This is a genomic window from Flavobacterium magnum (assembly GCF_003055625.1).
Lineage (GTDB): Bacteria > Bacteroidota > Bacteroidia > Flavobacteriales > Flavobacteriaceae > Flavobacterium > Flavobacterium magnum.
In genome coordinates, this window is the sequence record NZ_CP028811.1 from 78,501 (window position 1) to 95,451 (window position 16,951).

Genomic DNA, 16,951 nt, shown 5'->3' on the forward strand with positions numbered 1-16,951 from the left:
TCGAGGTAATTCAGGAAAAAGTAATTTTCCGGAATTCCGGTTCAATGCACAAGCTTTTTGGTCGCTATCAGCTGCATCATGTATACTCCTCGATACGAAATTTATCGTTAGCGTAATTTTGAATAACGACCGCCTTAAGAGGTAATCGATAGATTGACAAACACTTAAGTGTACTGATGATTTCTTCCATGTTTAAATTACCGTTGCTCCGCAACACTACATTGTCAAAGATATCTAGTGATAATCCCAATAATCACAAGACACTAATAGGCACGACAACATCCGGCCATATTTTTCCAACAAATTGTTGTTGATACCATTTTGCCCCGTCAGCCGACGCAATTCCTGTGCGCTGTCAGACCACAGCTCCTGTTTTTTTCCTACATTGCATCCACCAAAAACAGTCCTTATGGCATCGTTGGCGAAGACCATTTTTCTGTTCACCCTCCTCTCCTGTTTTTCCGTGTGGCCACAAGCCGGAAACGAGATTCGTTGGACTACTGACAGCGAGTCGTTGCCACAGAACAGCATCAAATCAATAGGCCCTGATCGATACGGATTTATCTGGATGACCACCGAAAACGGACTGGTGCGCTTTGACGGCAGGGATTTTAAGATTTTTGACAGCCGCAATACCGGCATCAGGAACAACCGCATCACCTATTTGAGGGGCAGCGCCAAAAAAGACTCACTTTACTCCTCTACCGAAAATACCGAGGACATTATTTTCATCAACCAGCGGCACGCGGTAAAAATCGATCCGAAAAAACACCCCAACCCCTGGTTTGATGATCCCGGCGAAAAGAACGTTTTTACGTGTGAGGGCACTCCGAGCTATTTTTTCGGTCGCCCCAAAAGGCCCTACAAGATTCCGCTTCCTGAAGGCGAGCAATATTATATCGTCAACGACTCGGTTTCCCATTTTTTCGCAGACGGAAAACCGGACTACCGAATCCATTTCATTTACGAGGCCAATAAGTACTTTTTTGCGCTTGGCAAAAATCTGGTGTACCTGACGCCTGACGGAAACTACAGCATCATCCGCGATGGAAAGATTTCTGCAGGCAGGTTGTCGCTCACACCGGCAAGCGATTGGCAGATTTACTGGAATATCATTTCGGAACAGGTTTTCCTTTACAACAACGAAAACCTGTACCAGCTCGGAATCCAATCGGACGAACTGACCGAAACGCTGCTGATTGCAAACCAGGACCTGAAATCGGCCAATGTCTGGGCCATTTATTCTGACACGGCAAACGGTACCATTTATCTGGGCAGCATCAAAAAAGGACTGGGGATTTACAGCATTCCGACATTTACTACCGTAACGCCCTCGAAAGACCAGCATCCGGATTTGTTTGAAATATTTTACGCCCTACATCCTTATAACGATTCGGTTGCGGTGTCGTCGTCGGGCATTTTCATGGACCGCAGGAAAATCATCCGAAATCTGGATTTCCAGACAGACAAATACGACATTGCCATCGACCAGCACGGCGACATCTGGACCAGCTACTTTTCATTGCTGTACCGCTACAAAAAATCCGACGGATTCAGGCACCCTGAAGAATGGGATTTTATTGATGACATTTCGGTCATTTACGTGGCCAAGAACGGAACGATATGGATGGATCTCGCCAAACGCAGAAAAAATTCGGGCAAACTCTACCACTTCAAACCCGACCTGAAGCCTGAATTTATAAAACAGGCAGATCTGGACACCAAGATAAACTGCATTACCGAGGACCGAAACGGTAAAATCTGGCTCGGTACAAAAAACGGCCTATATGTCCTGGACGATATTTCCGGGAAACCGATGGCAGTGCGCGGCTCCGAAAATATCAAGATACGGAGTATCTACATTGATACCGAGCAGTATATCTGGCTCACTTCGTATGAAAAAGGCCTGTTCCTTTACCGAAACAAAAAAATCACTTCTTTCCCGCAGGACAAAAACGGATACCTGAGCAGCTCACATTGCATGCTGGAAGACCGGAATGGCTTTTTCTGGATCTCAACCAATAAAGGACTGTTTCAGGTGAAAAGGAAAAACCTGATCGACTATGCCGCCGCGCGATGCCATGCGGTGTATTACCAATATTATGATAAAAGTTTCGGTTTCCTCACCAACGAGTTCAACGGCGGCTGCCAGCCCTGCGGCGCGAAGCTCGGCAACGGGCAATTCCTGTTTCCGTCACTGCACGGCGTCGTGGTGTTTAATCCGGATGCCGTAAAGCCCATCGTTCCAGATAATGACATCTTTATTGACGAAATTATTGTGGATGGTAAAAATGTGACACCGGGCAACAGCATCGAACTTGGACGTAATTTTGAAAGGGTGACCTTCACCGTGTCAAGTCCGTACTACGGTAACCAGTCCAACCTGAATTTTGAAGCACGTCTTGACGGCCCGGATTCGCAGGAATGGATGGCTTTGCAGGAACACCGCAGCATCACGTTCACCAATCTGCATCCGGGAACCTACACCCTGACCATCCGCAAGCTAAACGGCTTCGATGCCCGATATGATTACAAGCGCATTACGATCGTTGTCCCGCAGGCGTTCTGGCAGACAGTATGGTTTCAGCTTCTCATGGCCACATTGCTGCTGTTGCTGATTTTTGCGGGTTACAATGTCAGGCTGCAATTCATCCGAAAACGAAATGCGCTTCTTGAGAAAACCATCAACGACCAGACCCATGACCTTAAAAACACGATAAGCACGTTAAGGGGCACTAAGGACAACCTTCGGATGCAGGTCGAAAGTAACGCGAAACTCATGCAGTACATTACGCACGACATCAAGACGCCGCTTAAATTCATGGCGATGGCCAGCCAGATGATGTATGAATCCGAAAATGACAGTAAGGAAGAGATGCGCGAAAACCTGAAAGCCATCTTCACGTCATCAACCCAGATGTTCAACTTTATCGACAACCTGCTAGAATATTCCAAAGCCTACAAGCACGACGAGCCAGACACAGAAGAATTCAGCCTGCACAAAATGGCAGCAGAGAAAATCGGATTTTTCCAAAGCATCGCCCAGTCACAAAAAACGGTGATCAGGAACCTGATCCCAAAAGATGTTTCGCTGGTCACAAACAGGCAGCTTTTTTCGATCATACTCCACAACATTCTTGACAATGCAGTAAAATATACCGGAAACGGATCAATCATTATCAGCGCATCGGTCACTGCTGAGAAGACGGAGATTACCGTAAAGGATACCGGCATCGGGATGGACGAAAGGACGAAACAACACTATACGTCCCTGATGGAAAACTATGAAAATAACGCAGTTAAAAAGCATTCAAAACTCGGACTTTACATTGTCATCGAATTGTTGCTGATCCTCAATGGCACCATTGAATTCAGCAGCAAGGAAAACAGCGGAACCACAATCAGGATTGTACTAAAGAAAAATTAAGCTGTCACATCGTAAGCCTTGAAGACGCTTATCAGCCCCACCACACTGTTTACTGAAAGTTTTTCAAAAATACGTGTCTTGTATGTGCTCACCGTGCTGTTCTGCAGCTTGAGCTTGTTGCCTATTTCAAGGTTCCCGTCACCATTGACCAGCAGCCTTGCAATTTCAAGTTCCCGGTTTGAAAGCGCCTCAATAGGATTATCGGTTTGCTTTTTATGCTGGAGCCCGACAATTTTGGCTTTGATGTAGTCGCTGGCGTATCCTTCATTATTGATCATCGCCAGGAACGCCAACCTGAATTCTTCCTCCGAACTCAGCTTATTGAGATAGCCGTCTGCGCCCGCCTTAAGATAACGAAGTGCATACAGTTCTTCTTCGTAGGCGGAGAACATCAGTACCTTGACATGGGGCTGTATCGCACGGATTTGTTCAATCATTTTTACACCGGTCCCTTCGGGAATGGCGATGTCGAGCACGATAAAGTGAAAAGGCTGCCTGTGAAGCAGGTCGAGCACTTTTGAGAAAATTTCGGCGTGTACGATGTTGGCGTTTTCAAATGCCTGTTTCAGAATCATTGAAGCTCCCTGCCGGACTACGCTGTGGTCATCAGCAATGAGAATATTTAACGGGCTGTCCATAAATGCTTAAGAATGATTGGCTCTTTCCAAATATAGATGAAATGTTTCGATTAAAAAAAATAATAAATCAAAAAACATTGGCCGGACGCGTTTTCAAAAATATTTAAATTGCTCAAGAAACACTATTTTTGCACCCAATTTCAAAAACTATGAGTTTCACAGACGAAATCAAAAGACGCCGCACCTTCGGGATCATTTCACACCCGGATGCCGGAAAAACGACGCTGACAGAGAAACTGCTGCTTTTCGGCGGTGCTATCCAGGAAGCCGGCGCCGTTAAGAACAACAAAATAAAGAAAGCCGCCACTTCGGATTTTATGGAAATAGAGCGCCAAAGGGGAATCTCGGTTTCTACGTCAGTACTCGCCTTCAACTATAAGGATAAGAAAATCAACATCCTCGACACACCGGGGCACAAGGATTTCGCTGAAGATACTTTCAGGACCCTCACCGCCGTCGACAGTGTGATCGTGGTCATCGATGTGGCGAAAGGGGTCGAGGAGCAAACCGAGAAACTTGTGGCCGTCTGCCGCCTGCGCAACATCCCGATGATCGTTTTCATCAACAAGCTGGACCGCGAAGGAAAGGATGCGTTTGACCTGATGGACGAAGTGGAACAGAAGCTCGGACTGACCGTAACGCCGTTGAGCTTTCCCATTGGGATGGGCTACGACTTCCAGGGCATTTACAATCTTTGGGAACAGAACATCAACCTGTTTAGCGGTGACAGCCGTAAGAATATTGAGGAAACGATTGCATTCAGCGATGTGCAAAGTCCTGAACTTGATAAGATTATTGGCGAAAAGCCGGCCGGAAAGCTTCGCGAGGAGCTGGAGCTGATTGACGAAGTGTATCCGAAATTTGACAGAGCGGAATATCTTGAAGGCCGCCTGCAGCCGGTGTTTTTCGGTTCGGCACTGAACAATTTTGGCGTAAGGGAATTGTTGGATTGCTTTGTGGAAATCGCCCCTTCGCCCCTTCCGAAAGAATCCGAAACACGCGTGGTTAAGCCCGATGAAAATAAAATGTCGGGATTTGTTTTCAAGATCCATGCGAATATGGATCCAAAGCACCGCGACCGACTTGCATTTGTTAAAATCGTATCTGGTACGTTTGAAAGAAACAAACCGTATCTGCACGTCAGACAAAATAAAAACTTAAAATTTTCAAGTCCGAACGCATTTTTTGCCGAAAAAAAGGAAATTGTAGACATTTCCTACCCCGGAGATATTGTGGGGTTGCACGATACCGGAAACTTCAAGATCGGAGACACGCTTACGGAAGGCGAAATCATGAGTTTTAAGGGGATTCCGAGTTTCTCACCGGAACATTTCCGATACATCAATAATGCCGATCCGCTAAAGGCGAAGCAACTGGACAAAGGCATTGACCAGCTTATGGATGAGGGTGTAGCACAGCTTTTTACCCTGGAAATGAACAACAGGAAGGTCATCGGTACGGTCGGCGCCTTACAGTATGAGGTCATCCAATACCGATTGGAACACGAATACGGGGCCAAGTGTACGTATGAGAACTTCCCGGTACATAAGGCCTGCTGGGTAAGACCTGAGGACCCCAAAAATGAGGAATTTAAAGAGTTTAAGCGCATCAAACAGAAATTCCTTGCCAAAGACAAGTACCAGCAGCTGGTATTTTTGGCCGATTCTGAATTTACAATACAGATGACACAGAGTAAATATCCAACGGTTAAACTGTTTTTTACGTCCGAATCCGATTAATGCTGCTTTCAGTCCCGAAACAATGATATTTTTAATTTTTGTTTAGTAAAAAGGCTTTTCATTTAAATTTTTATTTTAATTTTGTCAAAGATTAAGAGTTTTTAACACGGGTTTACAGCCTATTTTTTTAAAAAAAGTGCATCGCCATTGGTTTTATAAAAATAAATGTTATATTTACAAAAAGTTTAAAATCTAAAATCGATATTATTATGAAATTTCATTACAAAAAATTCTTGCTTTCGATAGTCATGTTGACTGCAAGTTTCGCGACTTTTGCACAGATTCCGGATCCGGATGAAGATCCAGGGTCAGGGGGAAATGATCCAACGCCGATAAATACTCAACTTATCTGGCTTGCTATATTAGGTGTTGCCTTTGCTTTTTATCAGTTCAAAGTTTACAGAAAAAGGCAGGAAGCATAATATCAGTGATATTAAAGCAAAACTCGCACCAATACGTTTGGTGCTTTTTTTGTTTATATACACTTCACTTTAAAACAAACGAAATTGTTTTTTTTTAGCAAACCAAAACCTTTTTTGAGAGACCTTTTAGGTGCCGATTATGTCGACATCCATTCGCATATCCTCTTTGGGATTGACGATGGCGCTGTCACTTTCGAGGATTCCCAATTCCTTGTCGAAAGCATGATCGAATTTGGCACCACGGCTTTTATCACGACACCGCACACGATTTTTACTGTTTGGGACAACACACGGGAAGACATCATTTCGAAGGAAACCGACACCAGGAATTTGCTTGAGGCTGCCGGCATTAACACGCCACTCCGCGCGGCGTCGGAGTACCTGATGGACAACCATTTTGTGAACCAGTTTCAATCTGAGCCCTTGTTGACCTTAAAAGATAATTATGTGCTTGTTGAAATGTCCTATATCAACGCGCCGATACAGTTGTACAGCATCCTCTTTGATCTCCAGGTTGCGGGTTACAAGCCGGTTTTAGCCCATCCAGAGCGCTATCTCTTTTATCATGGAAATCTGGAGGAATACCGAAAATTAAAAAAGGCAGGCTGCGACTTTCAAATTAACTTACTATCGGTTACAGGTTATTACGGGGAAGCCGTCTTTCGGACTGCCAAATGGCTACTGGACAACGGATTGATTGATTTTGCAGGCTCTGACGTACATCACAAAAACCACATCAGGGCATTTGGCAATAAAGTTGGTATTAAAGACACAGCTTCCCTGACAGCCGCAATAGAAAACAACAAGATTTTCCGGTAAATAAAAAAAAAAGGAAGCCTAAGGCTTCCTTTTAAATTTGTTGAGGAGGGTAACGTACCACGGATCTTTCTTGACTTCTACGCCATAGCCATAGCCGTAACCATAACCGTAGCCATAGCCATAACCGTAGCCGTATCCATATCCATAGCCGTAGCCTTTCTTACTGTACGTATCATTAAGCAGGATTGACATATTCGGCAGTTTCTTATCCTCATAAAGGCTTTGCGGAATCTTCAGCATGCGCTTGTCAAGGAAGTTCGCCCGTACAACATATATTACCGAATCGGCATATTTGGCGATGAGCAATGTATCGGTTACCAGGCTGACAGGAGCGGTATCAACGATAATGTAATCGTACTCTTTCTTGATTTTTTCAAACAACTTACCAACTTTATCGCTGAGCAGCAATTCGGCCGGGTTAGGCGGAATGACGCCTGCAGGAAGTACATAAAAATTATCATAGCCTTCCAGTTTAATGATCAGGTCATCTATGTTCACGTCCTTGGACGACAGATACGTGGTGATACCCCGGTTTGGCAATGTCATGTATTCGTCGAGCTTTGGGTTCCTGATGTCAAGCCCTACAAGCAATACTTTTTTGCCTGACAAGGCGAACGTGCCCGCGAGGTTGACCGAGATAAATGTCTTCCCTTCCTTAGGGAAAGTAGAAGTCATAAAAATGGTCTTCGCTAAGCCATCCGGCGTATCAGTAACGATAAAATCAAGATTGGTCCGGATAATCCGCATCGCCTCAGCTGAACTGGAGCGGCTGTTCACCCTGATCAGTTCGTCATGGGTTTCAGATTTTGGCACATCGCCGATAAACGGAATCGTCACACGGCTTTCTACGTCGAATCTGTTGATGATCTTACTGTTCAGCAGGTCACGGATATAAATAATCAGGAACGGGATCAGAAGCCCCAAAAACATCCCCAGCAGGTAAATGAATTCCCTTTTTGGGGAAATGGCTGTCGGGTTCGGATACGCGGCATCAATAATCTTTGAATTCGCCGCAGTTGCTGCCAGCGATATGGCATTTTCTTCCCTCTTTTGCAATAAATACAGGAATAATGTTTCTTTGATCTGTTGGTTCCTGGCGATACCTTTTGCAACCTTTTCCTGTTCCGGTATTTGACCAATCTTACCCGATATCACATTTTCCTGTGCTTCCAGGTCGCGTTTTTTAATCAGCAGGGTAGATTTAAGGTTTCTGAGCGTTTTGAACAAACTCATCTTTAAATCTGCGATTTCATTCTTAAGATCGATTACGTACTGGTTGTCTTCGGTTCCGCCCGGAGCCACGCGCCCTAGTCGCGACACCTTTGTATTATAGGTAAAGATCAGTTCAGACGCATCGCCTTCCTGGACCATATTGGCCGGTATCACTTCATTACTTGCGCTCTTATTCAGGAAATCAATCAGGAAATCCACCACGTTGATGCTGGATCCCGTATTCAATATCTCTTTTTGTACTGCGCTTGAAGTCTCTACAAAAATACCTGCGTCGGTAGCAAGATCGGTGATTTTATTTCTCTTTTTGAAGATCTGCATGCTATCTTCAACACTTCCCAGTTCTTTGGTAATGTTCTCCAAGCGGCTGTTTATAAAATCTTTCGTCTTACTGGCTACATCGTTCTTATCCTTAATAGCGTCCTCGTTGTATTTATAAATCAGCATGTTAAGAAAATCCGCACCGATCTCTTTCACGGGATCAGTCACCGTAAGGTTGAGCACGCTCGTGGTCATTTTATTGGCTGGCTCCACTTTCAGTCTGGCCTGGTAAGAATTCACCACTTTATTGATTGAAATCAGCCTAACAAGCGTCTTACCCACTTTGGGCGATTGCCCATTGTCAAGAATATTTCGCGTGATGACGATGTCACCGAATTTGCATTTGATCGTCTCCCCATAAGAAAACCGTCCTTTCTTTTTCAGCAATTCATCCGACAATTCATATTGTGTTGGAGAGACCGCAGTGACGGTGAAGGTCGTATCGGTATCGTAAAAATTAGGCGCCTTGTTAATGAAGTTAACCTTGATACCGGAATTTTTATACGCCTGGGACGTCTTGAATCTTCCTTCGTTAAAATAAGCGACATTGAGGTTCAATTCCAATATCGTGTTTTTAACCAAAGTCCGCGAACGCAACACCTCAATTTCGTTGTCCACGTTGCTTTTTACTCCACCCAAAAGGCCTAAATCCCCGAATGAGGTCAGCTCAGATGCCACCCCTCCCTTTTTATCATCCTTGATTAAGATACTCGCCTCAACCTTATAGATGGGCGTAGCGTAGCGGAGATAGAAATAGCAGGCAAACAAACAAAGCAGGCACGACAGCACAAACCATTTCCAATGGAAGATGTATTTGCCTATCTGTTCCTTGATATTATACTGGCCTTGCGAAAAGTCTTCTGAAATGGAGGATTTATTGCTTTGCATAATTATCTCGCAATCAATGCGATTATGGTGATTAATAACGAAATTGCTGATATGCCGACGGTGACGTTAGGCCCTACGACGGATGAGTTGACTTTCGTTTGGTTTGGTTTGACATACACCACGTCATTCTGGTCAAGGTAGTAAAATGGGGAATTGATGAAATCCGCCGAAGTAATGTCCACGAAATGATGGGTTTTCACGCCATCGACATCCCTGATGATCAGGATTTCCTTGCGGTCACCATAAATCGTAAGGTCCCCCGCCTGGCTTAACGCCTCAGGCAGCGTGATGCGTTCGGTTTGCACTGTGTAGAGTCCAGGACGCACGACCTCACCCATAACCGAAATCTTGTAATTTACGATCCTGAGATTCACAATCGGCGAAGTGATGTATTTCTTGAGTGCCGTCTTGATTTTGTCCACCGCCTCGCTTTTGGTAAGTCCGCCCACTTTGATAGATCCCAAAATCGGGAATTCAATATTGCCTTCTTTATCAATCAGGTAGGTCTGATACCTGACGCCTGACCCCCCACTCCGGTCCTGGTCTTCAAGAGAAGAGGCCGAATACGTGATCAGGTTGTAAGGCACTGCAGCTTCGGGCACAGGAGAAGAAATGATGATCAGCAAAAGGTCGTCAGACTGCAATAGCGGCTCGAAATCGGCCTTGCCGCCGCCTTTGACATTTTCGATGCCCTGAAAATAGACCAGCTTTTTTTTCGATTGGCAGGAAAACAGAAACACTGCAACACACAACACGCAAAAAATCCTCTTTATCATAAAATATATATTATTCCCGGGCAGAAAACCCTTTACCAGATGCTTTGGAAAGCGTGGCAAATATAGTGATTTCAGGTTAAAATTCCCTGACAAACCATCAATTTGGCCCAACGACCTTATCCAGAGACGCAAAATCCGAATTCATGCTTTTGAACTCGGGTACAATCACCTTCATTTTTGTAACGATCCTGTCATTGTCGCAATGCTCATGCGCGATGGCGATTAATTCGCCGATCTGCTCGGATGCCACCTCAGAATCATCGTATACTTCCTGCGCAATCATGATTTTCTCATGGTGTGTGGGCAGGGTTTTCGCTGAATCATTGAGCAATTCCTCATATAATTTTTCGCCCGGCCTTAATCCTACAATCTCGATTTTAATTTCCTTATCCGGTGTGAATCCCGCGAGGCGTATCATTTTATTGGCCAGGTCGATAATCTTTACGGGCTTGCCCATATCGAAAATATAAATCTCTCCTCCCCTGCCCATAGCGCCGGCTTCAAGGACCAGCTGGCAGGCTTCAGGAATCGTCATGAAATAACGGATGATTTCAGGATGCGTGATCGTGACCGGGCCGCCTTTGGCAATTTGTTCGGTGAACAATGGCACCACTGACCCGTTCGAACCCAGCACATTTCCAAAACGCGTCGTGATGAATTTTGTCCGGCAATCAGTCGTATTGTTCAGCAGCCTGCAATGCAGCGATTGTACATATTTTTCAGCAATGCGCTTGCTGGCACCCATTACGTTACTCGGATTCACGGCCTTGTCGGTCGATACCATCACGAAGCTTTCCACATTGTACTCGCAGGAAAGATCCGTAATGTTTTTGGTTCCCATCACGTTGACGAAGATGGCCTGTGCCGGGTTTTCCTCCATCAAAGGCACATGTTTGTAAGCCGCTGCATGGTATACCACATCAGGCCTGTATTTCGAAAAAACCCGTTCCATCGATGGCCTGTTACGGATGTCACCGATAATGCTCGTAGTCTTGGCCTGTGGGAACAATTTACTGATTTCCAGCGTCAGGTGGTGCAAAGGGGTTTCCGCCTGATCGAGCATAATCACCCGCTTCGGATTGAAGTTAATCACCTGTCGGGTAATTTCACTGCCGATTGAGCCTGCAGCACCCGTTATCAGGACCGTCTTATTGTGGATTTGCGAAGAAATCGACTTGTTGTCCAGGACAATCGGTTTGCGCTCCAGAAGATCCTGGATCTGGAAATTTTTCACCTTTTGGGAAATCTCCTTGCGGTCTTCCCAATCGGAAATCAATGGCACCGTGTACACCTTATAATTGTACTCGAGGCATTCGTCAACCAACGTCAGCTTTTCATCTTTAGTAAGGCTTTTATCAGCGATAATGAGCGCCTCGGCTTCAATCGAACGCATGATGACAGGAATTCTTTTTGACAGGTTCAGGATGGGTAGATTCAGGATCCTTTTGGAAGAATTCTGGTTCTGCTTATCCACAAACCCGACAATCCTGAAGCGCAGCGGTTTTTCAGATTTGAGCGCATTGGCCACCGATATTGCATTGGCATCTGAACCGTATATCAATGCCCGGATCAGGTCATTGGACTGCCTTCCGGAGAAATAAATCTCGAAGGTCTGCTTGACCACGATACGGTACAGGAACAAACCGCAAAACGAAAATATGAAGTTGATGAACAACCCCGCATTCATGAATAATTTGTGCCCGTTCAGTAAAAGACATGCGTAATTGGTAATGACCAGAAACAATAATGTAAGGAACAGCGCGATGAAAATCTTCACGGCGTCGATAAACGAGGAATGCCTGATGATACCGGAATAAGTCCTGAAAAGCCAGAAAAAAAACAGGTTGAACAGCAGGTACGCGCCGACGATAAACGGAATCAACCCCGTGTGGATAAAATTCTTATCCATTTCGGCGAGCATTTTAAATGTCATCAAGGCGCAAAAAGAGACCACGAGCATGTCCAGCGTCAGGATAATCCAACGCGGCAGATAACTCATATTCCTGACATCACCAATGCCTTTAAGCCTGTCTACAACAAGCTTGGAGAATGATACCAGATTCTTTTTTTTGATTGCGGCCAATGGTCTGAATTGTATTTATAATGTCTATTTACCGGCAAAAATAAGTTAAATATAAGGCGTTGCCGTTAACAAATTCAAATATGCAGATTTTTTCCGAGTTTATCCAAAAAAAACTTTGATTGCCTCGAGCATCCTGTCCTTGTCGTTTTGAGTCATATTTGACCCGGAAGGAAGGCAAAGTCCGTCATCGAACAGCTTTTCACTTACCTTCCCGCCATAATACGGGTAGGATGCAAAAATCGGTTGGAGGTGCATCGGCTTCCATAGAGGGCGGCTTTCTATGTTAAGTGTTTCCAGATAAAGCCTGAAATCCTCACGGGTCTTTCCGCCTTTGGTTTCAGAAGGATTAACGACAATTGAGGTGAGCCAGAAGTTTGGATAATAATCCTCATTGGGCACCTCGAAAACATTTACACCCTGCACCTGCTCAAACGCCGCAAGATAAAAATCATGCATCCCGCGCCTCGCCTGCACATGCTTGTCCAAAACCTCCATCTGCCCGCGGCCGATACCCGCACAAATATTGCTCATCCGGTAATTGTACCCAATTTCGCTATGCTGATAATGCGGTGCCTGATCGCGCGACTGCGTCGAAAAAAATACGGCCCGATCCTTTAACTCCCTGGTTTTTGTTACAATAGCGCCACCACCTGACGTGGTGATGATTTTGTTTCCATTAAATGACAGTACGCTGATGTCTCCAAAAGTGCCGCATTTACGACCCTTGTACGCACTTCCTAAAGCTTCCGCGCTGTCCTCAAGGATCGGGATGCCATAACGGTCTGCGACTTCCCTGATTTCATCAATCTTATAAGGAACGCCATACAAATGCACCGGAATGATGGCTTTTGGTTTTTTCCCTTTCGAAATCCTATCCTTGATCGCTTCCTCGAGCGCATCCGGACACATGTTCCAGGTATCAGGTTCGCTGTCAATAAACACCGGAACGGCACCCTGATAAAGGATCGGGTTTGCCGAGGCTGAAAAAGTCATACTCTGGCAGATCACCTCATCGCCCGCTTTAACGCCTAACAATATCAGGCCAAGATGGATTGCCGCGGTTCCGGAACTCAGCGCACCCACGAATACTTCTTCATTAAGGTAATTTTCAAGGTCCTGTTCGAGACCTGTCACATTAGGCCCCAAAGGCGCCACCCAGTTCGTATCAAATGCCTGCTGAACATACGTTTGTTCGTTGCCACCCATATGTGGTGATGAAAGCCAAATTTTGTCGTTATTCATGTCCTGTTTTATGATGTGAAATTAAAAAAAGCTGCATTGATGCCAATAAGGCAAATGCCGTATTGTGAAATTTAAGTCTTAAATATAACTTTTTTGAAATAAGCTGTGAGTACCGAAAAATATTTTTTAAGATTGAAGCCGTTCACCAGTTCTATGTCCATTTCACATTTGACAGGTACCAACGTCTGCTCATAATACGCGACCGGATCTGACACCTTGTCGAGCAATTCTTCCTCATTGCTGAACTTTATCGCTGACGGACTTAAGAGCCCCGGTTTCCTCATAAGTACCCGCTCATAATAATGCCTGAATTTTTCTGCGTAAAATGGTACCTGCGGCCTCGGGCCTACAACCGACATGTCTCCGGCAAGGATATTAAAAAGCTGCGGCAGTTCATCGATTTTATACTTTCTGAGTACAAGTCCGATTGGCGTAATGCGCTCATCGTGAAGCCCCTTCGTAAGTCCGAGTTCGTCCTCACTCGATTTCTTCATCGTGCGCAGTTTATAAATCTCAAATGGCCTGAAGTCCCTTCCCACGCGTTTCTGTGAAAAAAAAACCGGAAATCCCTGCCTGATAACCATGACTATTGCCAACACGAACAACAATGGTAGTACAATGATTGCGGCCACCGTTGAAATTAAAATGTCGAAAATGCGTATCAGCATGCCTTAAGCTTTGAATAACCGGTAATACCACATTCCAAAATATTCATGTAAAGCCCTTTCACTCAACTGCATCTTAGACCACGAAGGGCGCCAGGTATAGATCGTCTTATCGGGATCTTTTTTAACCATAAAGCTTGTCGGCACTGCAAGCGGATGCAATCCCGCCTTCCTGAAAGTCTCCATGGCCCTGGGCATGTGGATGGCGCTTGTCACGAGAAAAAAGCGGGTTTTACTGCCAAAACGCATCTTGAATGCGTCCGCCTCTTCCCAGGTCGAAGACGGTTTGACAAGCTGTAATGTGTCTTTCGGATTTACCCCAAGGCCGACCGCCGTACTGGCCATCACCGTGGCGTTTGGTGTCCTGCCTGAATGGGAATAGCCGGAGCAGACCAGCTTCCTTCCCGGATTTTGTCTGTACAGCATCACACCCTGCACCAGACGCGCCAAAGCGCTTTCGTTTAACTGGCCGAACGACGGCAATGTGGCATCATTCACGTGGCCTCCGCCTAACACCAATATTGGCAGATTGAGATCTTTATTTGCGGTTGCGTAGTTCGATTTGTATTGAATTTCCAGCTGCCTGACAAGCACTATAGGCAGTGGTGTGGAAGTGAACAAATACAGCTCTGTTAACGCAACAACGATCAATGTTTTATACGTTCTATGAAAATGGAAGCGGTAAAATATTCCGGCGGCGATTATTAATAACCAAAAAATCAGCAGCGGATTTAAAATTGACCCCATTTCGTTTTGTTTTTAGGCAGGCGTATCAAATTTTATGACCCTTCCGGGATTCCCCACGACTATCGCATATTCCGGTACATTTTTCAACAGCATGGCCTGTCCGCCAATCCGACTGAACTGACCGATTACGATATCCTGTCGGGTGGTTGCCCCAATACCAATATCCGCGAATGATTCGGCATGGGTAAACCCTGCAAAATTCACCCCGGGAGCCAATGTACATCCGAATTCAATCGTGCAATTGTGCCCTATGCTGCAGTTCATATTCATGACTACAAAATCGCCTACGATACTTTCGTAATTGATGCAAACGCCCGGATAAAGTATCACCCCTTCCCCTATTGTCACTTCTTTGGAAAGCCAGACATCGGGCGAAATAAAATTGGGGAAACGCGTGTTTTTGGGTTTCAGGAAATTGATAATCTTGTTTTTGATTTTTGGATTGGCAATAGCTACGACCACGGAAAGTGGCTGCCCACCAATGTATTCGTCAATCGAATCAATAGGCCCCAAAACGGGATTACCGTAAAGTTGTTTCCCTATTTTTTCAGTATTATCATCAAGAAAACCGAGAACTTCATAATCACCGAAACTATCGATGTTGTATGAAATAAACCCACCAATATTGCCTGCACCAATAATGATTAACTTCTCCTTCATCGGCTACAGTTTGTTGTGATAGGTATTCATAATTTTCTTTCTTTTCCCTGAAGACAAAAGCGGAATCTCATCTACGTATTCCAAACTGAAATTGGCATCTTCGCCCAGGTATTCCTTAAACTCGCCAATCAGTTTTTCCTCCCTGCTGAAACCATTATCGGCATTAATCTTGAAGACATAATCCTTAGGCCCGTACTGCACAAACTGATATTGGTTGATTTCGACATACTGCCACATATTTTTATAAACGATGTATGATGAAACGAGTTCGCCTTTCGTATCATAAATCAAATCGAGTTTCCGCCCCTCAACCGTTTGCAGGTAACGCTCGTCACCCGGCACGAAACAACCGATGTCTCCGGTATCGTAACGGATCATCGGCATGGCATAATTGTACAAATCAGTTACCACGATCCTGCCCGGCACACCCGGCGCCGCGGGCACATCTGAGTCCATGTCGAGAATTTCAAGATGATAACTTGCCGTGTTAATCAGGAAACGCCTTGAACCATCCGTTTCCTGCTGGGCAATAATTCCATTCTCAATGTTGGAATATCTCGAGACCGGCTGTACGCCAAAGAATGTCGCAAGCGTCTCCCTTGTATAATCATTCAGGCTTTCAGACATCGCGATGATCGAGTTCACTTTCGCCTTTACTTTGCCATGATTGGTTTTTTCAAGATATTTCGCAGTGAGTTCCAATGCGGAGGAATAGCCCAGAAATCCGATATCGGCACCATAGCTTTCCATGTCTTTTATCAATGCGGCAATCTGTTTGTCTCCATAATGAATGACATCAACGGCAATCATATTCTGCAGGTAAAGCTGTGAAAAGCTCTTGTGGTTGTTTTTACTCCAGATTTTAAAGTAATACAGCTTTTCACCAACCGAAAATCCTGCTTTGCCCGCAAAATAAATCGTATCGGCACTGTTCCTGCTTTTTTTGTTCCTGTCATGAAAAACCTTGAAGGGGGTTCCGGTAGAACCACTCGTTACCGCTGCAACCCGCTGCTTTTCGGAAAATGCGGAAGATAGGAATGCATTATTGTCCTCGCGGATAAAGTTCTTATTTACCACCCTGAAATTATCGAGGCTGTCCGTAGTAACATTTCTATACATCGGCACTGTGTCTGCAGCGTGCTGCAAAAGCTTGCGGAGTTTCTCAGGTTTTTCAGGACTGCCCTCGGCAATGCTTTTTACAATGTCATCGTAGTGTTTCCTGACATGGCCTCCTTTTAAGCCGTCAATAGTCCAGAACGCCGTCTCCCTTAGTTTTTGAATGAATGTTGCCATC

Annotated in this window: 13 protein-coding genes; 4 read left to right on the top strand and 9 right to left on the bottom strand. The window is 45.1% G+C overall.

What is annotated here, in order from left to right; all coding sequences use genetic code 11:
• Window positions 1-409: 409 nt before the first annotated feature.
• A complete protein-coding gene (locus HYN48_RS00150) occupies window positions 410-3,427 on the top strand; it encodes a sensor histidine kinase (protein WP_108369210.1) in 3,018 nt (1,005 codons plus the stop codon).
• Here HYN48_RS00150 and HYN48_RS00155 read toward each other — a convergent pair.
• Entirely contained in the window at window positions 3,424-4,065 is a 642-nt protein-coding gene (locus tag HYN48_RS00155; RefSeq protein ID WP_108369211.1) for a response regulator transcription factor, read from the bottom strand. The genes HYN48_RS00150 and HYN48_RS00155 overlap by 4 nt on opposite strands.
• A gap of 149 nt (window positions 4,066-4,214) precedes the next feature.
• Here HYN48_RS00155 and HYN48_RS00160 point away from each other — a divergent pair, with 149 nt between their 5' ends.
• From HYN48_RS00160 to HYN48_RS00170, 3 genes are all read left to right on the top strand, one after another.
• Window positions 4,215-5,804, top strand: coding sequence for a peptide chain release factor 3 (locus HYN48_RS00160; RefSeq protein ID WP_108369212.1), 1,590 nt, complete (start codon window positions 4,215-4,217; stop codon window positions 5,802-5,804).
• A 209-nt stretch (window positions 5,805-6,013) separates the two neighbouring features.
• The gene (locus HYN48_RS00165; RefSeq protein ID WP_108369213.1) at window positions 6,014-6,226 is read left to right on the top strand and encodes a hypothetical protein; all 213 of its coding nucleotides are present in this window, start codon (window positions 6,014-6,016) and stop codon (window positions 6,224-6,226) included.
• Between the two features lie 84 nt (window positions 6,227-6,310).
• A complete protein-coding gene (locus HYN48_RS00170; protein ID WP_108369214.1) occupies window positions 6,311-7,045 on the top strand; it encodes a tyrosine-protein phosphatase in 735 nt (244 codons plus the stop codon).
• An 18-nt stretch (window positions 7,046-7,063) separates the two neighbouring features.
• Here the strand turns inward: HYN48_RS00170 and HYN48_RS00175 are convergent, their stop codons facing one another.
• From HYN48_RS00175 to HYN48_RS00210, 8 genes are all read right to left on the bottom strand, one after another.
• On the bottom strand, window positions 7,064-9,484 hold the full coding sequence (locus HYN48_RS00175; protein WP_108369215.1) for a GumC family protein: 2,421 nt from the start codon (window positions 9,482-9,484) through the stop codon (window positions 7,064-7,066).
• A gap of 2 nt (window positions 9,485-9,486) precedes the next feature.
• Complete coding sequence (locus HYN48_RS00180) at window positions 9,487-10,260, bottom strand: polysaccharide biosynthesis/export family protein (protein ID WP_108373226.1); 774 nt, start codon at window positions 10,258-10,260, stop codon at window positions 9,487-9,489.
• A gap of 97 nt (window positions 10,261-10,357) precedes the next feature.
• Window positions 10,358-12,259, bottom strand: a complete 1,902-nt coding sequence (locus tag HYN48_RS00185) for a polysaccharide biosynthesis protein (protein WP_108373228.1) — start codon at window positions 12,257-12,259, stop codon at window positions 10,358-10,360.
• A 183-nt stretch (window positions 12,260-12,442) separates the two neighbouring features.
• Window positions 12,443-13,585, bottom strand: coding sequence for a DegT/DnrJ/EryC1/StrS family aminotransferase (locus HYN48_RS00190; RefSeq protein WP_108369216.1), 1,143 nt, complete (start codon window positions 13,583-13,585; stop codon window positions 12,443-12,445).
• A gap of 71 nt (window positions 13,586-13,656) precedes the next feature.
• A complete protein-coding gene (locus HYN48_RS00195; RefSeq protein ID WP_108369217.1) occupies window positions 13,657-14,253 on the bottom strand; it encodes a sugar transferase in 597 nt (198 codons plus the stop codon).
• Between the two features lie 3 nt (window positions 14,254-14,256).
• Window positions 14,257-14,871: a YdcF family protein gene (locus HYN48_RS00200; RefSeq protein WP_181248489.1), complete on the bottom strand. Its 615-nt coding sequence runs from the start codon at window positions 14,869-14,871 to the stop codon at window positions 14,257-14,259.
• A 138-nt stretch (window positions 14,872-15,009) separates the two neighbouring features.
• A complete protein-coding gene (locus HYN48_RS00205; protein ID WP_108369219.1) occupies window positions 15,010-15,657 on the bottom strand; it encodes an acetyltransferase in 648 nt (215 codons plus the stop codon).
• Between the two features lie 3 nt (window positions 15,658-15,660).
• Window positions 15,661-16,950, bottom strand: a complete 1,290-nt coding sequence (locus tag HYN48_RS00210) for a phenylacetate--CoA ligase family protein (RefSeq protein WP_108369220.1) — start codon at window positions 16,948-16,950, stop codon at window positions 15,661-15,663.
• Window position 16,951 lies beyond the last annotated feature (1 nt).

What these genes read in the sequence shown, in the direction of transcription:
- HYN48_RS00175 (WP_108369215.1), bottom strand. Translation starts at nt 9,484, where the DNA reads ATGCAAAGCAATAAATCCTCCATTTCAGAAGACTTTTCGCAAGGCCAG.
- HYN48_RS00210 (WP_108369220.1), bottom strand. Translation starts at nt 16,950, where the DNA reads ATGGCAACATTCATTCAAAAACTAAGGGAGACGGCGTTCTGGACTATT.
- HYN48_RS00185 (WP_108373228.1), bottom strand. Translation starts at nt 12,259, where the DNA reads ATGAGTTATCTGCCGCGTTGGATTATCCTGACGCTGGACATGCTCGTG.
- HYN48_RS00205 (WP_108369219.1), bottom strand. Translation starts at nt 15,657, where the DNA reads ATGAAGGAGAAGTTAATCATTATTGGTGCAGGCAATATTGGTGGGTTT.
- HYN48_RS00195 (WP_108369217.1), bottom strand. Translation starts at nt 14,253, where the DNA reads ATGCTGATACGCATTTTCGACATTTTAATTTCAACGGTGGCCGCAATC.
- HYN48_RS00160 (WP_108369212.1), top strand. Translation starts at nt 4,215, where the DNA reads ATGAGTTTCACAGACGAAATCAAAAGACGCCGCACCTTCGGGATCATT.
- HYN48_RS00165 (WP_108369213.1), top strand. Translation starts at nt 6,014, where the DNA reads ATGAAATTTCATTACAAAAAATTCTTGCTTTCGATAGTCATGTTGACT.
- HYN48_RS00150 (WP_108369210.1), top strand. Translation starts at nt 410, where the DNA reads ATGGCATCGTTGGCGAAGACCATTTTTCTGTTCACCCTCCTCTCCTGT.
- HYN48_RS00190 (WP_108369216.1), bottom strand. Translation starts at nt 13,585, where the DNA reads ATGAATAACGACAAAATTTGGCTTTCATCACCACATATGGGTGGCAAC.
- HYN48_RS00155 (WP_108369211.1), bottom strand. Translation starts at nt 4,065, where the DNA reads ATGGACAGCCCGTTAAATATTCTCATTGCTGATGACCACAGCGTAGTC.
- HYN48_RS00180 (WP_108373226.1), bottom strand. Translation starts at nt 10,260, where the DNA reads ATGATAAAGAGGATTTTTTGCGTGTTGTGTGTTGCAGTGTTTCTGTTT.